Consider the following 18,565-nt stretch of genomic DNA (forward strand, 5'->3'; position numbering starts at 1 on the left):
CCAATGGCCGGCTTTCCCATGCAGATTTGTGGCTCTGTGCGGCCTGCGGGCCTCCAATGACAAAAGCCCCCAGGAACAAGGACGATGAGTCACCCCTCGCAATTCACCTTGCTCGGCAAGCGGCGTTTCCTGCCGTTCTTCATCACCCAGTCGCTGGGTGCCTTCAACGACAACCTGTTCAAGCAGTCGTTGATCCTGGCGATCCTCTACAAGCTCAGCCTGGAAGGCGACCGCTCGATCTGGGTCAACCTCTGCGCCTTGCTGTTCATCCTGCCGTTCTTCCTGTTCTCGGCCCTGGCCGGGCAGTTCGGCGAGAAGTTCGCCAAGGACGCGCTGATCGGCGCGATCAAGCTGGCCGAGATCGTCATCATGGCCATCGGCGCCACAGGCTTCGTCACGCACCACCTGGAGCTGATGCTGCTGGCGCTGTTCGCCATGGGCACCCATTCGGCGCTGTTCGGCCCGGTGAAATACTCGATCCTGCCCCAGGCCCTGCGCGAGGAGGAACTGGTGGGCGGCAACGGCCTGGTGGAAATGGGGACCTTCCTGGCGATCCTCGCCGGGACCATCGGCGCGGGGGTGATGATGTCGTCCACCCACTACGCCACGGTGGCGGCGGGAGGCGTGGTGGGCACCGCGGTGCTCGGCTACCTGGCCAGCCGCTGGATCCCTCGGGCCGCGGCGGCGGCCCCGCAGATGAAGCTGGACTGGAACATCTTCCGCCAGTCCTGGGCCACCCTGCGCCTGGGCCTGGGGCAGACGCCGGCGGTTTCGCGCTCGATCGTCGGCAACTCGTGGTTCTGGTTCGTCGGGGCCATCTACCTGACCCAGATCCCGGCCTATTCCAAGGACTGGCTGCACGGCGACGAAACCGTGGTGACCCTGGTGCTGACGCTGTTCTCGGTGGGCATCGCGGCGGGCTCGCTGCTGTGCGAACGGCTCAGCGGCCGCAAGGTGGAGATCGGCCTGGTGCCGTTCGGCTCGTTCGGCCTGACCCTGTTCGGCCTGCTCTGGTGGTGGCACTCCGGCGACGTGCCAGCCGGCGAGGCGCCGCATGACTGGCTGGCCCTGCTGGGCATGGGCCAGGCCTGGTGGATCCTGGTGTCGATCGTAGGCCTGGGGGTATTCGGCGGTTTCTACATCGTGCCGCTGTATGCCCTGATCCAGGCGCGTACCCCCGAGGACCAGCGGGCGCGGGTGATCGCCGCCAACAACATTCTCAATGCCCTGTTCATGGTGGTCTCGGCGATCCTCACCATCGTCCTGCTGAGCCTGGCGCAACTGAGCATCCCGCAGTTGTTCCTGGTGGTGTCGCTGCTCAACATCGCGGTCAACGCCTATATCTTCCGCATCGTCCCTGAGTTCACCATGCGCTTCATGATCTGGCTGCTCAGCCATTCCATGTACCGGGTCGAGCATCGGGACCTGGAGCGTATTCCCGACGAGGGGCCAGCGTTGCTGGTGTGCAATCATGTGTCCTTCGTCGATGCGCTGCTGATCGGGGGGGCGATCCGCCGACCGGTGCGTTTCGTCATGTACTACAAGATCTACGACCTGCCGCTGCTCAACTTCGTATTCCGCACCGCCGGGGCGATTCCCATCGCTGGCCGCAGCGAGGACGAAGCCACCTACGAGCGGGCCTTCGCGCGTATCGCCCAGTACTTGGCCGCGGGTGAAGTGGTGTGCATCTTCCCGGAGGGCAAGTTGACCTCCGATGGCGAGATCGACGTGTTCAAGGGGGGCGTCAACCGCATCCTCCAGGAAACCCCGGTACCGGTGATTCCCCTGGCGTTGCAGGGCTTGTGGGGCAGTTTCTTCAGCCGCGATCCGGCCAAGGGCTTTTTCCGGCGCCTGTGGTCGCGGGTGACCCTCGTGGCTGGCGCCGCCATCCCGGTGGAGGCGGCGCAGCCAGAGGTGCTGCGCGAGAAGGTCATGGCCTTGCGCGGCGACCAGCGTTGAGGGAAGGGGCGTGGGTCAGCCGGTGCTGACCTTCAGGCCGACCAGGCCGGCGACGATCAGGGCCACGCTGGCCAGGCGCACCAGGGCCATGGATTCGCCGAACAGGATGATCCCGGCGATCACCGTGCCGACGGCGCCGACGCCGGTCCAGATGGCATAGGCGGTACCCAGTGGCAGTTCCTTCATGGCCAGGCCCAGTAGACCCAGGCTCACGGCCATGGCGGCGACGGTCAATACGGTGGGCAGGGGACGGGTGAAACCGTCGGTGTACTTCAGGCCTACGGCCCAGCCGACTTCGAACAGACCGGCGAAGAACAGGATGATCCAGGACATGAGAGCCTCCATCGTTTTCAAGGATGGGGCCGTCCCCGGAATGGTCACGCGGTGCGTCGTGAGGTCGTCCTCACAGTGCGCACTATAGTGCACATTTGCCATGGGTAGGGCAAGTCGGGCGGATCTGCGGTGCCTGTTCCGGCACAGTGGAGAACACCGGACGTGTGGATCAGGCTGCCGCGAACAGGCCGGTGCCGTCAGCCCATCAATGCCTGGCCGGCTCGGCCTCTACAGGAGCGCCGGGCTCTTCCATCCGGCGGAACCAGGTCGACAGCACCGCCCCGGAGATGTTGTGCCACACGCTGAACAGCGCACTGGGCACCGCTGCCAGCGGCGAGAAGTGCGCCGCCGCCAGTGCCGCGCCCAGCCCGGAGTTCTGCATGCCCACTTCCAGCGCCAGCGACTTGCGCTGGGCCAGCGGCAGCTTGCACAACTTGCCGGTCAGGTAGCCGAGCAGGAAGCCGAAACTGTTGTGCAATATCACCACGGCCATGATCAGCAGGCCCGACTCGGCGATCTTCGCCTGGCTGGCCGCGACCACCGCGCAGACGATCATGACGATGCTCACCACCGACACCAGCGGCAGCACCTGCACCGCCAGTTGCACCCGCGCGCCCAGTACCCGCTGGGCCAGCACGCCGAGGACGATCGGCAGCATCACCAACTGCAGGATCGACCAGAACATGTCCATGAAGGACACCGGCAGCCAGGCCGAGGCCAGGAACCAGATCAGCGCCGGGGTCAGCAGCGGTGCCAGCAGTGTGGTCACCGCGGCAATGGCCACTGCCAGGGCCAGGTCGCCCTTCGACAGCCAGACCATCACGTTCGAGGCCGTGCCGCTCGGGCAGCAGCCGACCAGGATCACCCCCACGGCGATCTCCGCTGGCAGGTGGAACAGCTGGCACAGCAACCAGGCCATGCCCGGCATGATCACGAAGTGCGCCACCACCCCCAGCGCCACCCGCCAGGGCTGGCGGGCGAGGGCGGCGAAGTCGTCGAGCTTGAGGGTCAGGCCCATGCCGAACATCACCAGGCCCAGCAGCGGCACGATGGCCACCTTCAGGGCGATGAACCACTGGGGTTGAAGGAAGGCCAGACAGGCGAACACCAGCACCCACAGGGCGAACGTGTTGCCGACGAAGCGGCTGAAGGCGGCCAGGGCACGCATGGGGGAAATCTCCGGTTTCAGCTTCAAGCTTCAAGCTGCAAGTAAAAGCGGGACGGTGTGGCCGTTCGATTCCGCATGTTCTCGAAGCTCTGTGCTGTCGCTTTGGCTTTTTCTTGCAGCTTGCAGCTGCCGTCAAACCCCTTGGGGAATCTCTTCGCCGCCCAGGGCCTCGAACAGCGCCGGGAGGAACTCGGTGAAGGTCATCATCATCAGGGTGAAGCTGGCATCGAACTGCTGCTGGGCCTCTTCGCCGCCATCCTGCTCGGCCTGCTCCTGCAGCAGCTCCTCGAACTTCAGGCGCTTGATCACGGTCTTGTCGTCCAGCACGAACGACAGCTTGTCCTGCCAGGCCAGGGCCAACTGGGTGACCACCTTGCCAGTGCCCAGGTGCAGCTGGATCTCCTCGCTGGCCAGGTCCTGGCGCTTGCAGCGCACGATGCCGCCGTCTTCATGGGTGTCGCGCAGCTCGCACTCGTCCAGGACGAAGAAGTCCGCAGCCGGCGCCTGGGACTTGACCCAGTCGGTCATGGTCGCGCTCGGGGCGGTTTTCACGGTGACCGGGCGCACCGGCAGCGAGCCCATGACCTCGCGCAGGGTCGAGAGCAGGTCTTCGGCGCGCTTGGCGCTGGCCGAGTTGACCAGGATCAGGCCCAGGCGCGGGGCGATGGCGGCGAAGATCATCGAGCGACGGATGAAAGCGCGGGGCAGGAAGCTTTGGATGATGTCATCCTTGATCTGGTCGCGTTCCTTCTTGTAGACCTTGCGCATCTGCTCGGTCTCGATCTCCTCGACTTTTTCCTTGACCGCATCGTTGACCACGCTGCTGGGCAGGATGCGTTCCTCCTTGCGTGCGGCGATCAGCAGGAAGTCACCGCTGACGTGTACCAGCGGTGCGTCCTCGCCCTTGCCGAACGGGGCGACGAAACCATAGGTGGTCAGCTCCTGGCTGGCGCAGGGGCGGGCCGGCTTGCTGGCCAGGGCGGCTTCCAGTGCTTCGGGTTCGAACGGGACATCCTGGGTCAGGCGGTAGGTCAGCAGGTTCTTGAACCACATGAGGGGGAATCTCTCCTTAATGCATAAGGCGGGCATTATTCTCCGAGTGACGGTTTGCGACCACCCCTGTCAGAGGGCCAGCAGCCATTAATCGCCAGGAAAAGGGCAGTGATGCTAGGTCTTTGAAAGGCTTCAAAAAAAATTTGAAAAAAGTGCTTGCCAGGGTGGCGGGTCCTCCGTAGAATGCGCGCCACACCGAGACGAAGGGTGGTTAGCTCAGCCGGGAGAGCATCTGCCTTACAAGCAGAGGGTCGGCGGTTCGATCCCGTCACCACCCACCAATCTCGATGTATAGCGCAGCGGTAGTTCAGTCGGTTAGAATACCGGCCTGTCACGCCGGGGGTCGCGGGTTCGAGTCCCGTCCGCTGCGCCATATTCCAGCTTCCAGGGCCCACTGAACACCCGGAAGCCACAAAGAAAGCGACCTTGAGGTCGCTTTTTTTGTTTATGGCATTGCGTCAGAATCCTTCCTGTCCGCCGGATGCGGCCAGCAGGTCGCGTTCCGGTTCTTCACCGCGAGCACGAGACCGACCATGCAGGATGCCAGTACCTCTCCATCCCCCGCGCAGCCAACCCCGCTCCTGGGCATCGACCTGGGCACCACCAATAGCCTCATCGCCGTCTGGCAGGATGGCCAGGCACGCTTGATCGCCAATGCCCTGGGCGATGTACTGACGCCGTCGGTGGTCAGCGTCGACGACGATGGCAGCATCCTGGTGGGCAAGGCCGCCCGTGCGCGCTTGACCACCCACCCGCAGCGCACCGCTGCGGCCTTCAAGCGTTTCATGGGCAGTGACAAGCGTTTCGAGCTGGGCGAGTACCGCTTCAGCCCCGAGGAGCTCTCCGCCCTGGTGCTGGGCGCGTTGAAGCAGGATGCCGAGGCCTACCTCGGCTGCCAGGTGAGCGAGGCGGTGATCTCGGTGCCGGCCTATTTCAGCGACGAGCAGCGCAAGCGCACGGTGTTCGCCGCGGAGCTGGCGGGGCTGAAGGTACAGCGGCTGATCAACGAACCGACCGCCGCGGCCATGGCCTATGGCCTGCATGAACAGGCATTCGAGCGCACGCTGGTATTCGACCTGGGCGGCGGCACCTTCGATGTCACCGTACTGGAGTACGCCCTGCCGCTGATCGAGGTGCATGCCTCCACCGGCGACAACTACCTGGGCGGAGAGGATTTCACCGACGCCTTGCTGGCCGCCTGCCTGCACGACTGGGGTCTCGAGGCCGAGGGCCTGGAACCCCAGGCGCTGGCCAGCCTGCATGACACCATCGAGCAGTTCAAGCACGACCTGGGCGAGGGCAAGCGCACCCTGGGCTGGAATGGCGATGGCCAACTGCGCGAGTGGACGCTCGACGAGACGCGCCTGCAGTCGATCTGGGCACCGTTGCTGGCCCGGGTGCGAGCGCCCATCGAACAGGCTCTGCGCGATGCCCGCCTGAGCCCGCGCGAGCTGGACAGCCTGGTGCTGGTCGGCGGTGCCACGCGCATGCCGCAGATCCAGCAACTGGTGGCCAAGCTGTTCGGCCGTCTGCCGTACCGTCATCTCGACCCGGACACCATCGTCGCCCTCGGCGCTGCCAGCCAGGCCGCCTGCAAGGCCCGTGACCAGGCCATCGACGAGCTGATTCTCACCGACGTCTGCCCCTATACCCTGGGCGTGGCGTCCCAGCGTGGCGAGGAGGTGTCCGGCGCCTTTTCGCCGATCATCGAGCGTAACACGGTCATCCCCACCTCCAAGGTGCAACGCTTCTACAGCAGCCATCCGCAGCAGAAAAGCGTGCGCATCGACGTGTACCAGGGCGAGCGCCCCTGGGTGCGCGACAACATCCTGGTAGACAGTTTCGAGATTCCCTTGCAGCAGACCGGGCAGGTGCAGTCGCTGGACGTGCGCTTCAGCTACGACATCAATGGCCTGCTGGAGGTGGACGTGACCTTCCTGGAAACGGGCCAGAAGCACAGCCACAGCATCGACCGCAGCCCCACTGGCCTTGACGCCGAGGCCCGCCAGGCCAGCCATGAGCGCCTGGCGCGGTTGAAGATCCACCCCCGCGACGCCTTGCCCAACCGCACCCTGCTGGCGCGCCTGGAGCGGGCCTGGATGCAGAGCCTGGGCGACGAGCGCGAGTTGATCGGCAGTTGGCTGGATGCCTTCAATGCGGTGCTGGCCAGCCAGCAGGCTGGCGAGATCAACCGGCAGCGCCAGCAGTTGAGCCAGGCGCTGGACGATCTGCGTTACTGAAAGCCAAGGCCCAGAGGTCAATGCCGGTCAGTCAAGGGGGACTGGGGCTGCAAAGCAGCCCCGGGGGCGGTGAAGAACGCTGACCTAGCGCCGCAACGCCGCTTGCAGCCCGTACTGCAGAACATCCTGCCTACTCGCGGTGATGCCATAGCGGTTAGGCAACGGATCACCTCCAAGACCGAGCAGCACCAGCACGGCGAACGGCAACAACCGGCTGACCCCCATCAGCACCAGCAGCGACGGTACGCCACGCCCCATGTCGCGCAGGCGGCGCAGGCAGGCGCTGATCAGCACCAGGGCGATCACCGGCAGCACCGCGGGCTGCGTGGTATAGAAGGGGGCCGCCAACAGGCACAGCAGCAATTGCAGGGCAAAGTTGCTGCGATCCAGGCGGCTGCGCAGTTTCCATAGCTCCCAGGCCGGTGTCGGGGGCGTCTGCGCGAACTCGAACAACAGGCGCTCGCTCCACGACAGCAGGGCGGTGAGGGCACAACGCAGGCCGAGATCGAGGTTCGGATCGTCCTTGCCCCGTTGCAATGCCCGCAGGGTACGGTGGCGTGGAATGCCATCCAGGCCTTGGCCTGCCAGGCTGCGCAGGCTGTTCAGGGCGCTGCGCAACAGGTCGTATTCCAAGCCCAGGCCAAGCGCCCTGGCATCCCGCGCAGACAAGACGGGCGTGCCCTTGACCAGGCTGTCGCGAAAGCGCAGCGCCAACTCGCTGCCCGCATCCAGGCCTTCGAGCCGTTCCAGCATGCGCTGGCGTTGCGCCCTGTCCAGGCTGGGGTCGTGGTAGAGCACGGCGTACAACAGCATCTGGTGGAGCCGATGCCCGTCAAGCAGCGGTGTGCAGTGTTCCAGGCAGGCATGCAGTTGCAGGTTGCTCGGCAGCCTGTCGCTGGCCAGCGCCTGGTGCAGGTCGAGCAGGCGTGCGCTGACGATGCGCTGCAGTGGATCATGGCCGTCCAGCCAACCGAGCAGGTGGTCGGTTTCGTCCTGGCGCTGCAGGTGCAGGAGCAGGTCGTGCAAGGCGGCGCAGGGGTGCCCGGCGGGAAACGCCAGTTGTGTGAGCAGTGTCGGCGAAACCAGCGCCAGCCAGCGGGCAGGGTCGAGCACCAGGGCGAGCATGAACAGGTTCTGCCGGTGCCAGCCCCACAAGGCCTCGTCGTCGTCGGGCGGCGCCGGCAGCAGCGCCTGCTCGGTCAGCAACGCCTGCACATCCATGGCGAAGGGGGCGGTGAACATGCGTTGCATCTGGAAGTGGTCGTTGCGCCGCTGCAGGGCGATGGCCGAGTAGGGGCGCATGCGCCGCAGCCATTCGCGGCACACCGGGTGAATGTCGACCTCGTCGAGCGCCTCGGGCAGCATGGGCGCCGGGTCGTCGCTGGCGCAGGCGCGCACCAGGGCCTGCACCACCGGCGAGTGCTCGAGCCAGTGCAACTGTTGTTCGGCCTGGCGCTGGAAGCCTTCCAAGATCAAGGCGTCGAGGGCATCTTCGCCGACAGGCTCGGCGAGGACCTGCCGCAGCAGGCCGGCCTCTCCCCGCTGCAAGGCCCAGGCATGCCGGTACAGGCGGTGCAGCGCGTGGTCCTGCTGGTCCTCCAGCAGCCAGGCGAGCAGTGGCAGTTCGTCGTCGCCATCCAGGCGCCACTCGACGAAGCGGCCGGCGATGCCGTCCAGTTCCAGGCGTGCGGCTTGTGACCAGCGCGCCAGGGTCTGCGGGCTTTGCGCCGGGCTGCCCCAGGCCTGCGCCGGATCGGCCAGGTCGTCGGGCCAGGTAGTGGGCCTGGCCTGTCGGTCGAAGGCCTGGATCAGCAGGGGCAGGCGCTGGGGCTGGAGCCGGGTGCACAGGTCGAGCAGCCAGCGTTCGGCCTCGGGGTGCGCCTGCTCGCGCCACAGCCGCAGCCAGCAGTCCAGGGCCTGTTCCTGCGCGCCGAGGGCATCGGCCTGGCGCGCCAGCAGGTAGAGCAGGTCGGGATCGTCCGGGGCCAGGCGCTGCCGTTCCAGCAGGAGCCCATGCAGGGTGCGGCTGGCGATCCCGGCCTGGCTGAACTGCACCAGCAGGCGCTGCACCAGGGCTTCATCGTCAGGGATCGCCAGGCAGGTATGCAGGCTGGCGAACTGCTCGTACTCGAACAGTGGACGGTTCTGGTAGCAGTACTCCAGGCTGCGGAAGTACCACAGCGTTTCCAACTGCGCGGTGGGAGGCCAGTCGCGCATCAGGCCGGTGTCGAACGGGTCTGGCTCTTCCAGGCGTTGCAGCAGGGCCTCCACCTCTTGCGGGTTGGGCAGGCGCAGCACCTGCTCGGCCCAGCCCAGGCGCCGGGCCAGCAGGTTGGCGCAGCGGTGGCCGAGCGGTCCGCAGTTGGGCAGTAGCGCCAGCAATTGCCGGCCGAGGTCTTCCAGCGTCTCCAGCGGCAACTCGTCGAGTTCGGCGATGTAGCGCTGCCAAGCCTGGGGATCGAAGCGTTGGGTGGGCTCCTCCAGCAAGCGGTGAAAGGCCGCCAGCGCCGGATGGCGTTGCGTATCGTCGTGGTCTGGCGCTCGTTCCTCCAGGCTCGACGCTGCGCCTTCGCGGGCCAGGCGCAGGGCTTGCTCATAGGCTGCGCGCAGGGCCTGGAAGCCCTCCGGGTCGGATTCCGGGTGGTGCGCCGGCAACTGGCGGCGGTAGGCCTGGCGGATGGCGTCCAGGTCGTGGGTCGGCTCCAGGCCCAGGTGAATCCAGCAACTCATGACCAGCAGCCCTCTTCCAGCGAGGCGGGGCGTTGCGGTTCGGGCAGCGGCAGGTCCCAGGGCAGGCTGCGCAGCAGGCTGCTGGCGCCGAGCCGCAGGTTGAGCACGATGCAACGGTTCCAGTGCTCGCTGCCTTGGCGCTCGAGGTCGGCGGCGAGGCTTTCGTCGCTGCTCTGCGAGACATTCCACAAGGCCTTGCCGAACAGGTAGCCGGCCAGGTAACTGTCCCAGCGGTTGTAGTAGTGGCGCGCGCGCAGGGCCAGGCGATGGTGCAGGTAGAGGCTCTCGTCGCGGCTGACCAGGCCCTTCTTCACCCCGGCGCGCAGCAAGAAACCCATGCGCCCCAGGTCCCAGGCACGGGTACCGCCGGGGCCGCAATCGGGGAAGGTGCGCGCGGCATATTCGAACTTGATGCGTTCGCGCAGCGGCAGGCCGTCGAGCAAGCTGCGCCATTGGCTGGGCAGGCAGCGCTGGAATTGCCAGTAGGCTTCGCTCAGCTCCGTGGCGTGGCCGTTGTCGGCCATGTGCAGGGTGTCCAGCAGTTGGCTGCGGTCGCTGATGCCCCAGCCGCGTTCCAGGTCGGTCTGGTCTTCGCCTTCGAAGTACTCGGCGGCGGTATAGCTGGCGCCGTTGAGGGCGGCCATGGGCGCCGAGAGGGCATGCAGCCAGCGCTGTGCGTGTTCATCCATGAGCGGGCTCCTGATCAGACGACGTCCTGGCGCAAGGCCCGTTCCTCTTCACGCAGGGTGAGCACCTCGAAGCCTTGGCCCGTGACCGCCACGGTATGCTCCCACTGCGCCGACAGGGCGCGGTCGCGGGTGATCACCGTCCAGCCATCGCGCAGGGTGCGTGTGCCGCGCCCGCCCTGGTTGATCATCGGTTCGATGGTGAAGACCATGCCAGGCTTGAGTTTCATGCCCATGCCCCGTTGGCCCACGTGCAGCACCTCGGGTGCCTCGTGCATCTGCCGGCCGATGCCATGCCCGCAGTATTCGCGCACGACGCTGTAGCCGGCGGCTTCGGCATGGGCCTGGATGGCATGGCCGATATCGCCGAGGGTGGCGCCCGGACGGACCTGCTCGATGCCCTTCCACAGCGCCGCGTAGGTGGTGTCCACCAGGCGCCGGGCCTCGTCGCTGACCGGGCCGAGGCAGTACATCTTCGACGAGTCGGCGATGTAGCCGCCCTGTTCCAGGGTGATGTCGACGTTGACGATCGAGCCTTCCCCTAGCACCTCGTCGGCATTCGGCACGCCGTGGCAGACCACGTGGTCCACGGAGGTGTTGAGGGCGTAGGGGAAACCGTACTGGCCCTTGCTCGCCGGGCGTGCCTTGAGCGTTTCGACGATGAACGCCTCGGCGCGGTCGTTGATCTGCAGGGTGGTCACCCCGGGACGGATGAAGCCGTCGAGGTGGGCGAAAACCTGAGCCAGCAGTTGCCCGGCGCGGCGCATCAGGTCGAGTTGGGCGGGGGTCTTGAGGATCACCTGGGACATGGGGGCAGGGGCGGATCTCGATCGATAGGGGTGTTCAGGATATCCCCATGAGGATCGCAGGTGCCACCGCTTGGTGCGCGGGTCACCAGGATGGTGCGGTATCGGGGTTTCCATAGGCGAGTGCTGGGGCGCGAAACGGCCCCAAAGCACGCTTCACAGCCTCGCCCTCCCACTGGCCCGCCTTTTGCTGCAGCTCGTCCATCCAGGCCATCAACGCCGATGGCCCACATCCTCTTCACGACAAAGGCGCCGTGTTGCCCCTCCTGCTCCAGCAGGCCGGGGCGGCCGGCGCTTTTTTCGTTCATTCGGGCAGGAGACAGATCGATGAGCAGCAGCGAGGTGCGCAGCGTTTGCCCGTATTGCGGGGTAGGGTGCGGCATCGTCATGTCTGTGGTCGACGGCAAGGTCAGCAAGATCAGCGGCGACAAACAGCACCCGAGCAACTTCGGCCGCCTGTGCACCAAGGGCCTGACGGCGCACCTGCCGCTGAGCGCTGCCGGGCGCATGGAGCATGCCTACGTGCGCCAGCAGCGCCACCAGGAGCCGGCACGCGACGCCATCGACCGCGCCATCGATCAGGCCGCCGGGCGCCTGCGGCGGGTCATCGACGAGCATGGCCCGGACGCCGTGGCTCTGTACGTTTCCGGGCAGATGTCGCTGGAGGCGCAGTACCTGGCCAACAAACTGGCCAAGGGCTTCATCCGCACCCGCCACATCGAGTCCAACTCGCGCCTGTGCATGGCCAGCGCGGGCAGTGGCTACAAGCTCTCCTTGGGCGCCGACGGCCCGCCCGGCAGCTACCAGGACTTCGAGCATGCCGAGGTGTTCCTGGTGATCGGTGCGAACATGGCCGACTGCCACCCGATCCTCTTCCTGCGTCTGCTCGATCGCGTCAAGGCCGGTGCCAGGCTGATCGTCGTCGACCCCCGGCGCAGCGCCACCGCCGACAAGGCTGACCTGTTCCTGCAACTGCGTCCGGGCACCGACCTGGCCCTGCTCAATGGCCTGTTGTACCTGCTACACCAGGACGGCAAGACCGACACCGGCTTCATCGCCCGCCACACCGAGGGCTGGGAGGCGATGCCGGCCTTTCTCGAGGACTACACCCCGGCGCGGGTCGCCGCCATCACTGGCCTGGCCGAGGCCGACATCCGCCAGGCCGCCGAGTGGATCGGCACCGCGGGCGACTGGATGAGCTGTTGGACCATGGGCCTGAACCAGAGCATCCACGGCACCTGGCACACCAATGCGCTGTGTAACCTGCACCTGGCCACCGGCGCCCTCTGCCGTCCTGGCAGCGGCCCGTTCTCGCTGACCGGCCAGCCCAATGCCATGGGCGGGCGGGAAATGGGCTATATGGGGCCAGGCCTGCCGGGGCAGCGTTCGGCGCTGGTCGAGGCCGACCGCGCGTTCGTCGAGCAGCGATGGGGCCTGGCCCCGGGTAGCCTGCGCAACGAGGGCGGCGAGGGTACCGTGGCGCTGTTCGAACACATGAAAGCCGGTGCGGTGAAGGCCTGCTGGATCATCTGCAGCAACCCGGTGGCCAGTGTCGCCAACCGCCAGCAGGTGATCGATGGCCTGCGCCAGGCGGAGCTGGTGATCAGCCAGGATGCCTTCCTCGACACCGAGACCAACCGTTACGCCGACATCCTCCTGCCTGCCGCCCTGTGGGCAGAAGGGGAGGGGGTGATGATCAACAGCGAGCGCAACCTGACCCTCATGCCCCAGGCCGTCGAGCCTCCCGGCCAGAGCCTGCCTGACTGGCAGATCATCGCCCGTATCGCCTGTGCCATGGGTTACGCCGAGGCCTTCGACTACCCCGACGCCGAGGCGGTGTACGACGAGATCCGCCGTTTCTGGAACCCCGCCACCGGCTACGACCTGCGCGGCATCGGCTATCCCGAGCTGCGCCAAAAGCCACGCCAGTGGCCCTGTGCACCGGGGCGCGAGGACGACCGCAGCCCGCTGCGTTATCGCAACGACGGCGTCAGCCAGCAGCTGTTGCGCGACGAGCAGGGCGAGCTGCCGGCGCTGGCGTTCCCCACCGCCAGCGGCAAGGCGCACTTCTTCGCCCGCCCCTGGCTGCCACCGGCCGAACTGCCCGACACGGACTTTCCGCTGGTGCTCAATACCGGGCGCGTGCAGCACCAGTGGCACACCCTGACCAAGACCGGCAAGGTACCGAACCTGAACAAGCTCGAGCCTGGGCCCTTCGTCGAGCTCAACCCCGAGGACGCCAAGCGCCTGGGCATCGCCGACAAGGACCAGGTGGCGATCCGCTCGCGTCGCGGCCAGGCCGTGCTGCCGGCGCGGATCAGCGAGCGGGTGATGCCGGGCAATTGCTTTGCGCCCTTTCACTGGAACGACCTGTATGGCGAGCAACTGGCGATCAACGCCGTGACCTGCGACGCGGTGGACCCTGTCTCGCTGCAACCGGCCTTCAAACACTGCGCCGTGGCCCTGGAGCGGCTCGCGGGAGAACGCATCGAGGCCCTTGAACTGACCCCAGCCATCACCGCGGAGCCTGCCAGCATGCCGACCGCCACCCTGTCCCGCCTGCTTGGCCTGGACACCCTGCCCACGCCCGTCCTGGCCGACGAGGAGCGTCATTACCTGCAGGGCTTCCTGCTTGGCCTGGAGCAGGGCCAGGCCAGGCAGGCGGTGCCGAGCCTGCCGGACGCCGCGCCGCTGTCACCGGCCCAGCGCTTGTTCGTCGATGGCCTGCTGGCCGGCCTGTTCGCGCAGCCGGCGACGCAGTCGGCGGAGCTGCCGGCGGCATTGCCAAAGGCACCGTGCCACCGGGTGCTGTGGGCGTCGCAGACCGGCAACGGCGAAGCCCTGGCCGAACGCTGCGCTCAGCGCCTGCGCGATGCCGGCCTGGCGGTCGAGCTCAGTTGCATGGAGGCGGTCAGCCCTCGTCAGTTGCAAGGGGCCGCCAGCGTGGTGCTGATCGCTAGCACCTTCGGCGACGGCGAGGCCCCCGACAGCGGCGCGGCGTTCTGGCAGGCCTTGCAGGGCGAGGAGGGCAGCCACTGTGCCGAGCTGCCCTATGCCGTGCTGGCCCTGGGCGACTCCAGCTACGCGCAGTTCTGCGGCTTCGGCCGCCGGCTCGACCAGCGCCTTGCCGAACTCGGCGCTCGGCGCCTGCTGTCGCGGGTCGACTGCGAGCCGGAGTTCGACGAGGCCTTCAGCGCCTGGCTCGACGCCCTGCTGCCGGAGCTGGGCAGCCCGGCAGCTCCGCCGGCGCCCCCCGTGTCGGCCCCGGTGTCCCTCTACAGCAAGCAGCAGCCCTGGCCAGCCAGGCTGCTGGAGAACCGCCTGCTCAATGGCCCGGGCGCCAGCAAGGAAACTCGCCAGTTGGTGTTCGACCTCAGCGGCAGCGATTTCACCTACCAGGCTGGGGACGCTCTCGGGGTGTGGCCGCGCAACTGCCCGGCGCTGGTCGAGGAGCTGCTGGCGCTGATGAAGCTCGACGGCCAGACACCGGTCGAGCTCAAGGGCCATCCGGCCATGCCACTGGCGACCGCCCTGGAGCGGCACCTGGAGATCGCCCGGGTCACCCGCCCGCAACTGGAGGTCTTCAGCCGTTGCGCCGACGACCTGCAGCGCCTGCTGCAGCCAGGGCAGGAAGCCGCGCTGGGCGACTGGCTGTGGGGGCGGCAACTGGCCGACGTGTTGCGTGCGTTTCCCCAGGACTTGCCGCTGGCCGACTGGTTGGCCCTGCTCAAGCCGTTGCAGCCGCGCCTGTACTCGATCAGTTCCAGCCCTGCGGCTCATCCTGGGCAGGTCCACCTCACCGTTTCCACGGTGCGCTATGGCACGCGCAAGGGCGTGTGCTCGACCTTCCTCGCCGACCGTGCCGAAGGGCTGGAGGTGGCGATCTTTCCCCAGGTGTCGAAGCACTTCCGCCTGCCGGACGATGACAGTGCCCCGGTGATCATGGTCGGCCCCGGCACCGGCATCGCGCCGTTCCGCGCCTTTCTCGAAGAGCGCCAGGCGCGTGGAGCGAGCGGGCGCAACTGGCTGTTCTTCGGCGAGCAGCACGAGGCGAGCGATTTCTACTACCGCGACCAGTTGCTGGCCTGGCAGGCCAGCGGCCACCTGCGCCTGGACACCGCCTTCTCCCGCGACCAGCAGGCCAGGATCTACGTCCAGCAGCGCATGCTCGAGCAGGGCGCGCAGCTGTGGCGCTGGCTGGAGGAGGGGGCGTATTTCTACATCTGTGGCGATGCCCAGCGCATGGCCAAGGATGTCGATGCCGTGTTGCGCCAGGTGGTGGCCGAGCAGGGCGGCATGAGCGCGGAGGCGGCGGATGCCTATGTCGAGGCGCTGAGCAGGGACAAGCGCTACCGGCGCGACGTGTACTGAAATGCACCGGGATGGGGAGAGGCGCACCGCAATGGTTCGATATCGTCAACGAGCATTCGGTTGCTCCTCCACAGGGGCGCTGCAAGTCCTGGGTTGAGCGCTTGGCACGCTCCCTGCTTTGAGAAGGTTACAACACGCCCCGCCGGTCAACGGCGACCCGCAGGGGCCTCACACTGATGAGTACAGGCAAAGGCGCCTGGAGCTTCGGCTCCAGGCGTTTTTTTTCGTCTTGAGCGCGGGTAGCCCCGCGAACCGTGAGCGAGGATCGGCGATGAAGGCAACAGAGAACGGCGGACAACGGCAACGATTGGTCATCGTTGGCAACGGCATGGTCGGCCATCACTGCATGGCGCAACTGGTCGAGCGCGGTGCCTTGGCGCACTTCGAACTGCGGGTGTTCGGCGAGGAGCGCCAGCACGCCTACGACCGGGTACACCTGTCGGCATACTTCAATGGCAGCGACGCCCAGGCCCTGGCCCTGTGCGAGGCGGGGTACCACGACCGCCATGGCGTGCACCTGCACCTGGGCGAGGCGGTCCTGGAGATCGACCGCGAGCGCCGCGAGCTGGTCACCGCCGAGGGGCGCTACGGTTACGACGTGCTGGTCCTGGCGACTGGCTCCTATCCCTTCGTGCCCTCGATCGAGGGCTCCAGCGGTGCCGCGCGCCTGGTCTACCGGACCCTGGACGACCTCGATGCCATCCGCGCCGCCGCCGGCGAGGCCCGTCGCGGCGTGGTGGTGGGCGGCGGCTTGCTCGGCCTGGAGGCCGCCAACGCGCTCAAGTCCCTGGGCCTGGAAGCCCATGTGGTGGAGTTCGCCCCACGGCTGATGCCGGTGCAACTGGACGGCGAGGGCGGTGCCGCGCTGCGTGCACGCATCGAGGCGCTGGGCGTTGGCGTGCACCTGGCCCGGGCCACCCAGTCGATCACCGCCGGGGAAGGCTATCGCTACCGCATGAACTTCGACGGTGGCGAGTCCCTGGAGACCGACCTGATCGTGTTCTCCGCCGGCATCCGGCCCCAGGATGCCCTGGGCCGCGCCTGTGGCCTGGAGATCGCCCCGCGCGGCGGTGTGGTGATCGACGGCGAATGCCGCACCAGCGACCCGCGGATCTTCGCCATCGGCGAATGCGCCTCGTGGAACGGCAGCGTGTTCGGCCTGGTGGCGCCGGGCTACGCCATGGCCCGCAACCTCGCCGCGCGCTTGCTCGGCGAACCTGCCGAGGCCTTCGCCGGGGCCGATATGTCGACCAAGCTCAAGCTGCTGGGTGTCGACGTCGGCTCCATCGGCGACGCCCATGGCGCCACGCCGGGCGCGCGCAGCTACCGCTTCATCGACGAGGCCAATGCCGCCTACCGGCGCCTGGTGGTGGACGCCAGCGGCAAGCGCGTGCTCGGTGCGGTGCTGGTGGGCGACAACAGCTACTACGACACCCTGCTGCAGTACGTGCAGAACGGCATCGCCCTGCCGGTTGACCCAGCGGCCCTGATCCTGCCGCAAGGGGGTGGCGCACCGGCGCTGGGCGCCGATGCGCTACCCGACAGCGCGACGCTCTGCTCCTGCCACAACGTCAGCAAGGGAGCGGTCTGCGCGGCCATCGACAGTGGCTGCACCGACCTGGCGGCGGTCAAGGGCTGCACCAAGGCCGCCACTGGCTGCGGCGGCTGTGCGGCGCTGCTCAAGCAGGTCTTCGAGCACGAGCTGGGAGCCCGTGGCATCGCCGTCGACAAGCGCCTGTGCGAGCACTTCGCCCATACCCGCCAGGAGCTCTATGCACTGGTGCGGGTCGAGGGCATCCGAACCTTCGACGAACTGCTCGCGCGCCATGGCGAGGGCCATGTCGGCTGCGACATCTGCAAGCCGGCGGTGGGTTCGATCCTCGCCTCGTGCTGGAACCAGCCGATCATGGACCCGGCCCTGGTGCCATTGCAGGACACCAACGACACCTTCATGGCCAACATGCAGAAGAACGGTACCTACTCGGTGGTGCCGCGTATTCCTGGCGGCGAGATCACCCCCGACAAGCTGATCGCGATCGGCCAGGTGGCGAAGAAATACGACCTCTACACCAAGATCACCGGCGGCCAGCGCATCGACCTGTTCGGCGCCCAGTTGCACGAGCTGCCGCTGATCTGGGGCGAGCTGATCGAGGCCGGTTTCGAGACCGGGCACGCCTATGGCAAGTCGACCCGCACGGTCAAGTCCTGCGTCGGCAGCACCTGGTGCCGCTATGGCGTGCAGGACAGCGTCGGCATGGCCCTGCGCCTGGAAGAGCGCTACAAGGGCCTGCGCTCGCCGCACAAGCTCAAGTTCGCCGTGTCCGGCTGCACCCGCGAATGCGCTGAGGCGCAGAGCAAGGACATCGGTGTGATCGCCACCGACAAGGGCTGGAACCTGTACGTGTGCGGCAACGGCGGCATGCGTCCACGGCATGCCGAACTGTTCGCCACCGACCTCGATGACGAAACCCTGGTGCGCCTGATCGACCGGGTGCTGATGTTCTACATCCGCACCGCCGACAAGCTGCAGCGTACCTCGGTCTGGCGCGAGAGCCTGGAGGGCGGCCTGGATTACCTCAAGGCGGTGATCCTCGACGACAGCCTGGGTCTGGCCGCCGAACTGGAGGCGCAGATGCAGCATGTGGTCGACCAGTACGAATGCGAGTGGGCCAACGCCCTGAAAGACCCCGAGAAACTCAAGCGTTTCCGTACCTTCGTCAACGACCGGCGCGCCGACCCGGACGTGCATTTCGTCCGCGAGCGCGAGCAGCGCCGGCCCGTTGCCCCCCTGCACCTGATCCCCACCATCGAGGAGGCTGTCTGATGAACCTGTCCAATGCCGCTGTCGTCCAACAACCCAACTGGCAGGCGGTCTGCCATGTCCAGGACCTGGTCGCCGATTCCGGCGTGGTGGTCTGGCACGAGGGCGCCCAGGTGGCGCTGTTCTACCTGCCGGGGCAGGCGCAGCCGCTGTACGCCATCGACAACCGTGACCCGCGTTCGGGGGCCAATGTCATCGGCCGTGGGCTGGTGGGCAGCCTGCAGGGCGAACTGGTGGTCGCCGCGCCCTTGTACAAGCAGCATTTCAGCCTGGAAAGCGGGCGCTGCCTGGAGGACCCGGCCCAGGCGCTGCGCGTGTGGCCGGTGCGTTTGAAGGGCGAGGCGGTGGAGTTGGCGGTCTGAACGATTCAGCCTGCTCTTGCAGCGTACGGTGCGACG

The 18,565-nt window shown here is 67.2% G+C and carries 11 protein-coding genes and 2 tRNA genes; 7 read left to right on the plus strand and 6 right to left on the minus strand.

All coding sequences use genetic code 11. The features are described 5' to 3' along the window. Positions 1-84: 84 nt before the first annotated feature. A complete protein-coding gene (locus ABFA30_RS10925; RefSeq protein WP_410045420.1) occupies positions 85-1,959 on the plus strand; it encodes an MFS transporter in 1,875 nt (624 codons plus the stop codon). Positions 1,960-1,974: 15 nt separating this feature from the next. Here ABFA30_RS10925 and sugE read toward each other — a convergent pair whose 3' ends face one another. From sugE to rdgC, 3 genes are all read right to left on the minus strand, one after another. Beyond that, positions 1,975-2,292 (minus strand): quaternary ammonium compound efflux SMR transporter SugE, encoded by a 318-nt coding sequence (sugE, locus tag ABFA30_RS10930; RefSeq protein WP_225788283.1) that lies wholly within the window; start codon positions 2,290-2,292, stop codon positions 1,975-1,977. 205 nt (positions 2,293-2,497) lie between these two features. Next, complete coding sequence (locus tag ABFA30_RS10935; protein WP_225788282.1) at positions 2,498-3,460, minus strand: bile acid:sodium symporter family protein; 963 nt, start codon at positions 3,458-3,460, stop codon at positions 2,498-2,500. Between the two features lie 132 nt (positions 3,461-3,592). After that, entirely contained in the window at positions 3,593-4,513 is a 921-nt protein-coding gene (rdgC, locus tag ABFA30_RS10940) for a recombination-associated protein RdgC (protein WP_225788281.1), read from the minus strand. A 205-nt stretch (positions 4,514-4,718) separates the two neighbouring features. Between rdgC and ABFA30_RS10945 the strand changes: the two genes are divergently transcribed. The 3 genes from ABFA30_RS10945 to ABFA30_RS10955 all read left to right on the plus strand — a co-directional run bounded on the left by ABFA30_RS10945 (position 4,719) and on the right by ABFA30_RS10955 (position 6,753). Further along, positions 4,719-4,794 (plus strand) — tRNA-Val (locus ABFA30_RS10945). A 15-nt stretch (positions 4,795-4,809) separates the two neighbouring features. Beyond that, positions 4,810-4,886, plus strand: a tRNA-Asp gene (locus tag ABFA30_RS10950). A gap of 160 nt (positions 4,887-5,046) precedes the next feature. Continuing rightward, on the plus strand, positions 5,047-6,753 hold the full coding sequence (locus ABFA30_RS10955; protein ID WP_410045421.1) for an Hsp70 family protein: 1,707 nt from the start codon (positions 5,047-5,049) through the stop codon (positions 6,751-6,753). Between the two features lie 84 nt (positions 6,754-6,837). On the opposite strand, the gene ABFA30_RS10960 is transcribed toward ABFA30_RS10955, so the two are convergent. Genes ABFA30_RS10960 through map form a run of 3 tightly spaced genes read right to left on the minus strand, consistent with a single transcriptional unit; the run spans position 6,838 to position 10,978 of the window. Beyond that, a complete protein-coding gene (locus ABFA30_RS10960; protein WP_410045422.1) occupies positions 6,838-9,483 on the minus strand; it encodes a molecular chaperone DnaJ in 2,646 nt (881 codons plus the stop codon). Further along, positions 9,480-10,172: a DUF1266 domain-containing protein gene (locus ABFA30_RS10965; RefSeq protein WP_225788278.1), complete on the minus strand. Its 693-nt coding sequence runs from the start codon at positions 10,170-10,172 to the stop codon at positions 9,480-9,482. Before ABFA30_RS10965 ends, ABFA30_RS10960 begins: the two co-directional genes overlap by 4 nt. A gap of 14 nt (positions 10,173-10,186) precedes the next feature. Further along, a complete protein-coding gene (map, locus tag ABFA30_RS10970; protein ID WP_225788277.1) occupies positions 10,187-10,978 on the minus strand; it encodes a type I methionyl aminopeptidase in 792 nt (263 codons plus the stop codon). 324 nt (positions 10,979-11,302) lie between these two features. Between map and ABFA30_RS10975 the strand changes: the two genes are divergently transcribed. From ABFA30_RS10975 to nirD, 3 genes are all read left to right on the plus strand, one after another. Further along, positions 11,303-15,346, plus strand: a complete 4,044-nt coding sequence (locus ABFA30_RS10975) for a bifunctional nitrate reductase/sulfite reductase flavoprotein subunit alpha (protein WP_253091403.1) — start codon at positions 11,303-11,305, stop codon at positions 15,344-15,346. Positions 15,347-15,617: 271 nt separating this feature from the next. Next, positions 15,618-18,170 (plus strand): nitrite reductase large subunit NirB, encoded by a 2,553-nt coding sequence (gene nirB / locus ABFA30_RS10980; RefSeq protein ID WP_253091404.1) that lies wholly within the window; start codon positions 15,618-15,620, stop codon positions 18,168-18,170. Continuing rightward, positions 18,170-18,529, plus strand: coding sequence for a nitrite reductase small subunit NirD (nirD, locus tag ABFA30_RS10985; RefSeq protein ID WP_253081101.1), 360 nt, complete (start codon positions 18,170-18,172; stop codon positions 18,527-18,529). Before nirB ends, nirD begins: the two co-directional genes overlap by 1 nt. The last annotated feature ends 36 nt before the right edge of the window (positions 18,530-18,565 follow it).

This window comes from Pseudomonas sp. HLMP (assembly GCF_046365545.1).
Taxonomy (GTDB): Bacteria; Pseudomonadota; Gammaproteobacteria; order Pseudomonadales; family Pseudomonadaceae; genus Aquipseudomonas; species Aquipseudomonas guariconensis_B.

Coding starts and splice junctions, on each gene's coding strand:
- ABFA30_RS10955 (WP_410045421.1), top strand. CDS start 5,047: ATGCAGGATGCCAGTACCTCTCCATCCCCCGCGCAGCCAACCCCGCTC.
- rdgC (WP_225788281.1), bottom strand. CDS start 4,513: ATGTGGTTCAAGAACCTGCTGACCTACCGCCTGACCCAGGATGTCCCG.
- ABFA30_RS10925 (WP_410045420.1), top strand. CDS start 85: ATGAGTCACCCCTCGCAATTCACCTTGCTCGGCAAGCGGCGTTTCCTG.
- ABFA30_RS10935 (WP_225788282.1), bottom strand. CDS start 3,460: ATGCGTGCCCTGGCCGCCTTCAGCCGCTTCGTCGGCAACACGTTCGCC.
- ABFA30_RS10965 (WP_225788278.1), bottom strand. CDS start 10,172: ATGGATGAACACGCACAGCGCTGGCTGCATGCCCTCTCGGCGCCCATG.
- ABFA30_RS10960 (WP_410045422.1), bottom strand. CDS start 9,483: ATGAGTTGCTGGATTCACCTGGGCCTGGAGCCGACCCACGACCTGGAC.
- sugE (WP_225788283.1), bottom strand. CDS start 2,292: ATGTCCTGGATCATCCTGTTCTTCGCCGGTCTGTTCGAAGTCGGCTGG.
- ABFA30_RS10975 (WP_253091403.1), top strand. CDS start 11,303: ATGAGCAGCAGCGAGGTGCGCAGCGTTTGCCCGTATTGCGGGGTAGGG.
- nirD (WP_253081101.1), top strand. CDS start 18,170: ATGAACCTGTCCAATGCCGCTGTCGTCCAACAACCCAACTGGCAGGCG.
- nirB (WP_253091404.1), top strand. CDS start 15,618: ATGAAGGCAACAGAGAACGGCGGACAACGGCAACGATTGGTCATCGTT.
- map (WP_225788277.1), bottom strand. CDS start 10,978: ATGTCCCAGGTGATCCTCAAGACCCCCGCCCAACTCGACCTGATGCGC.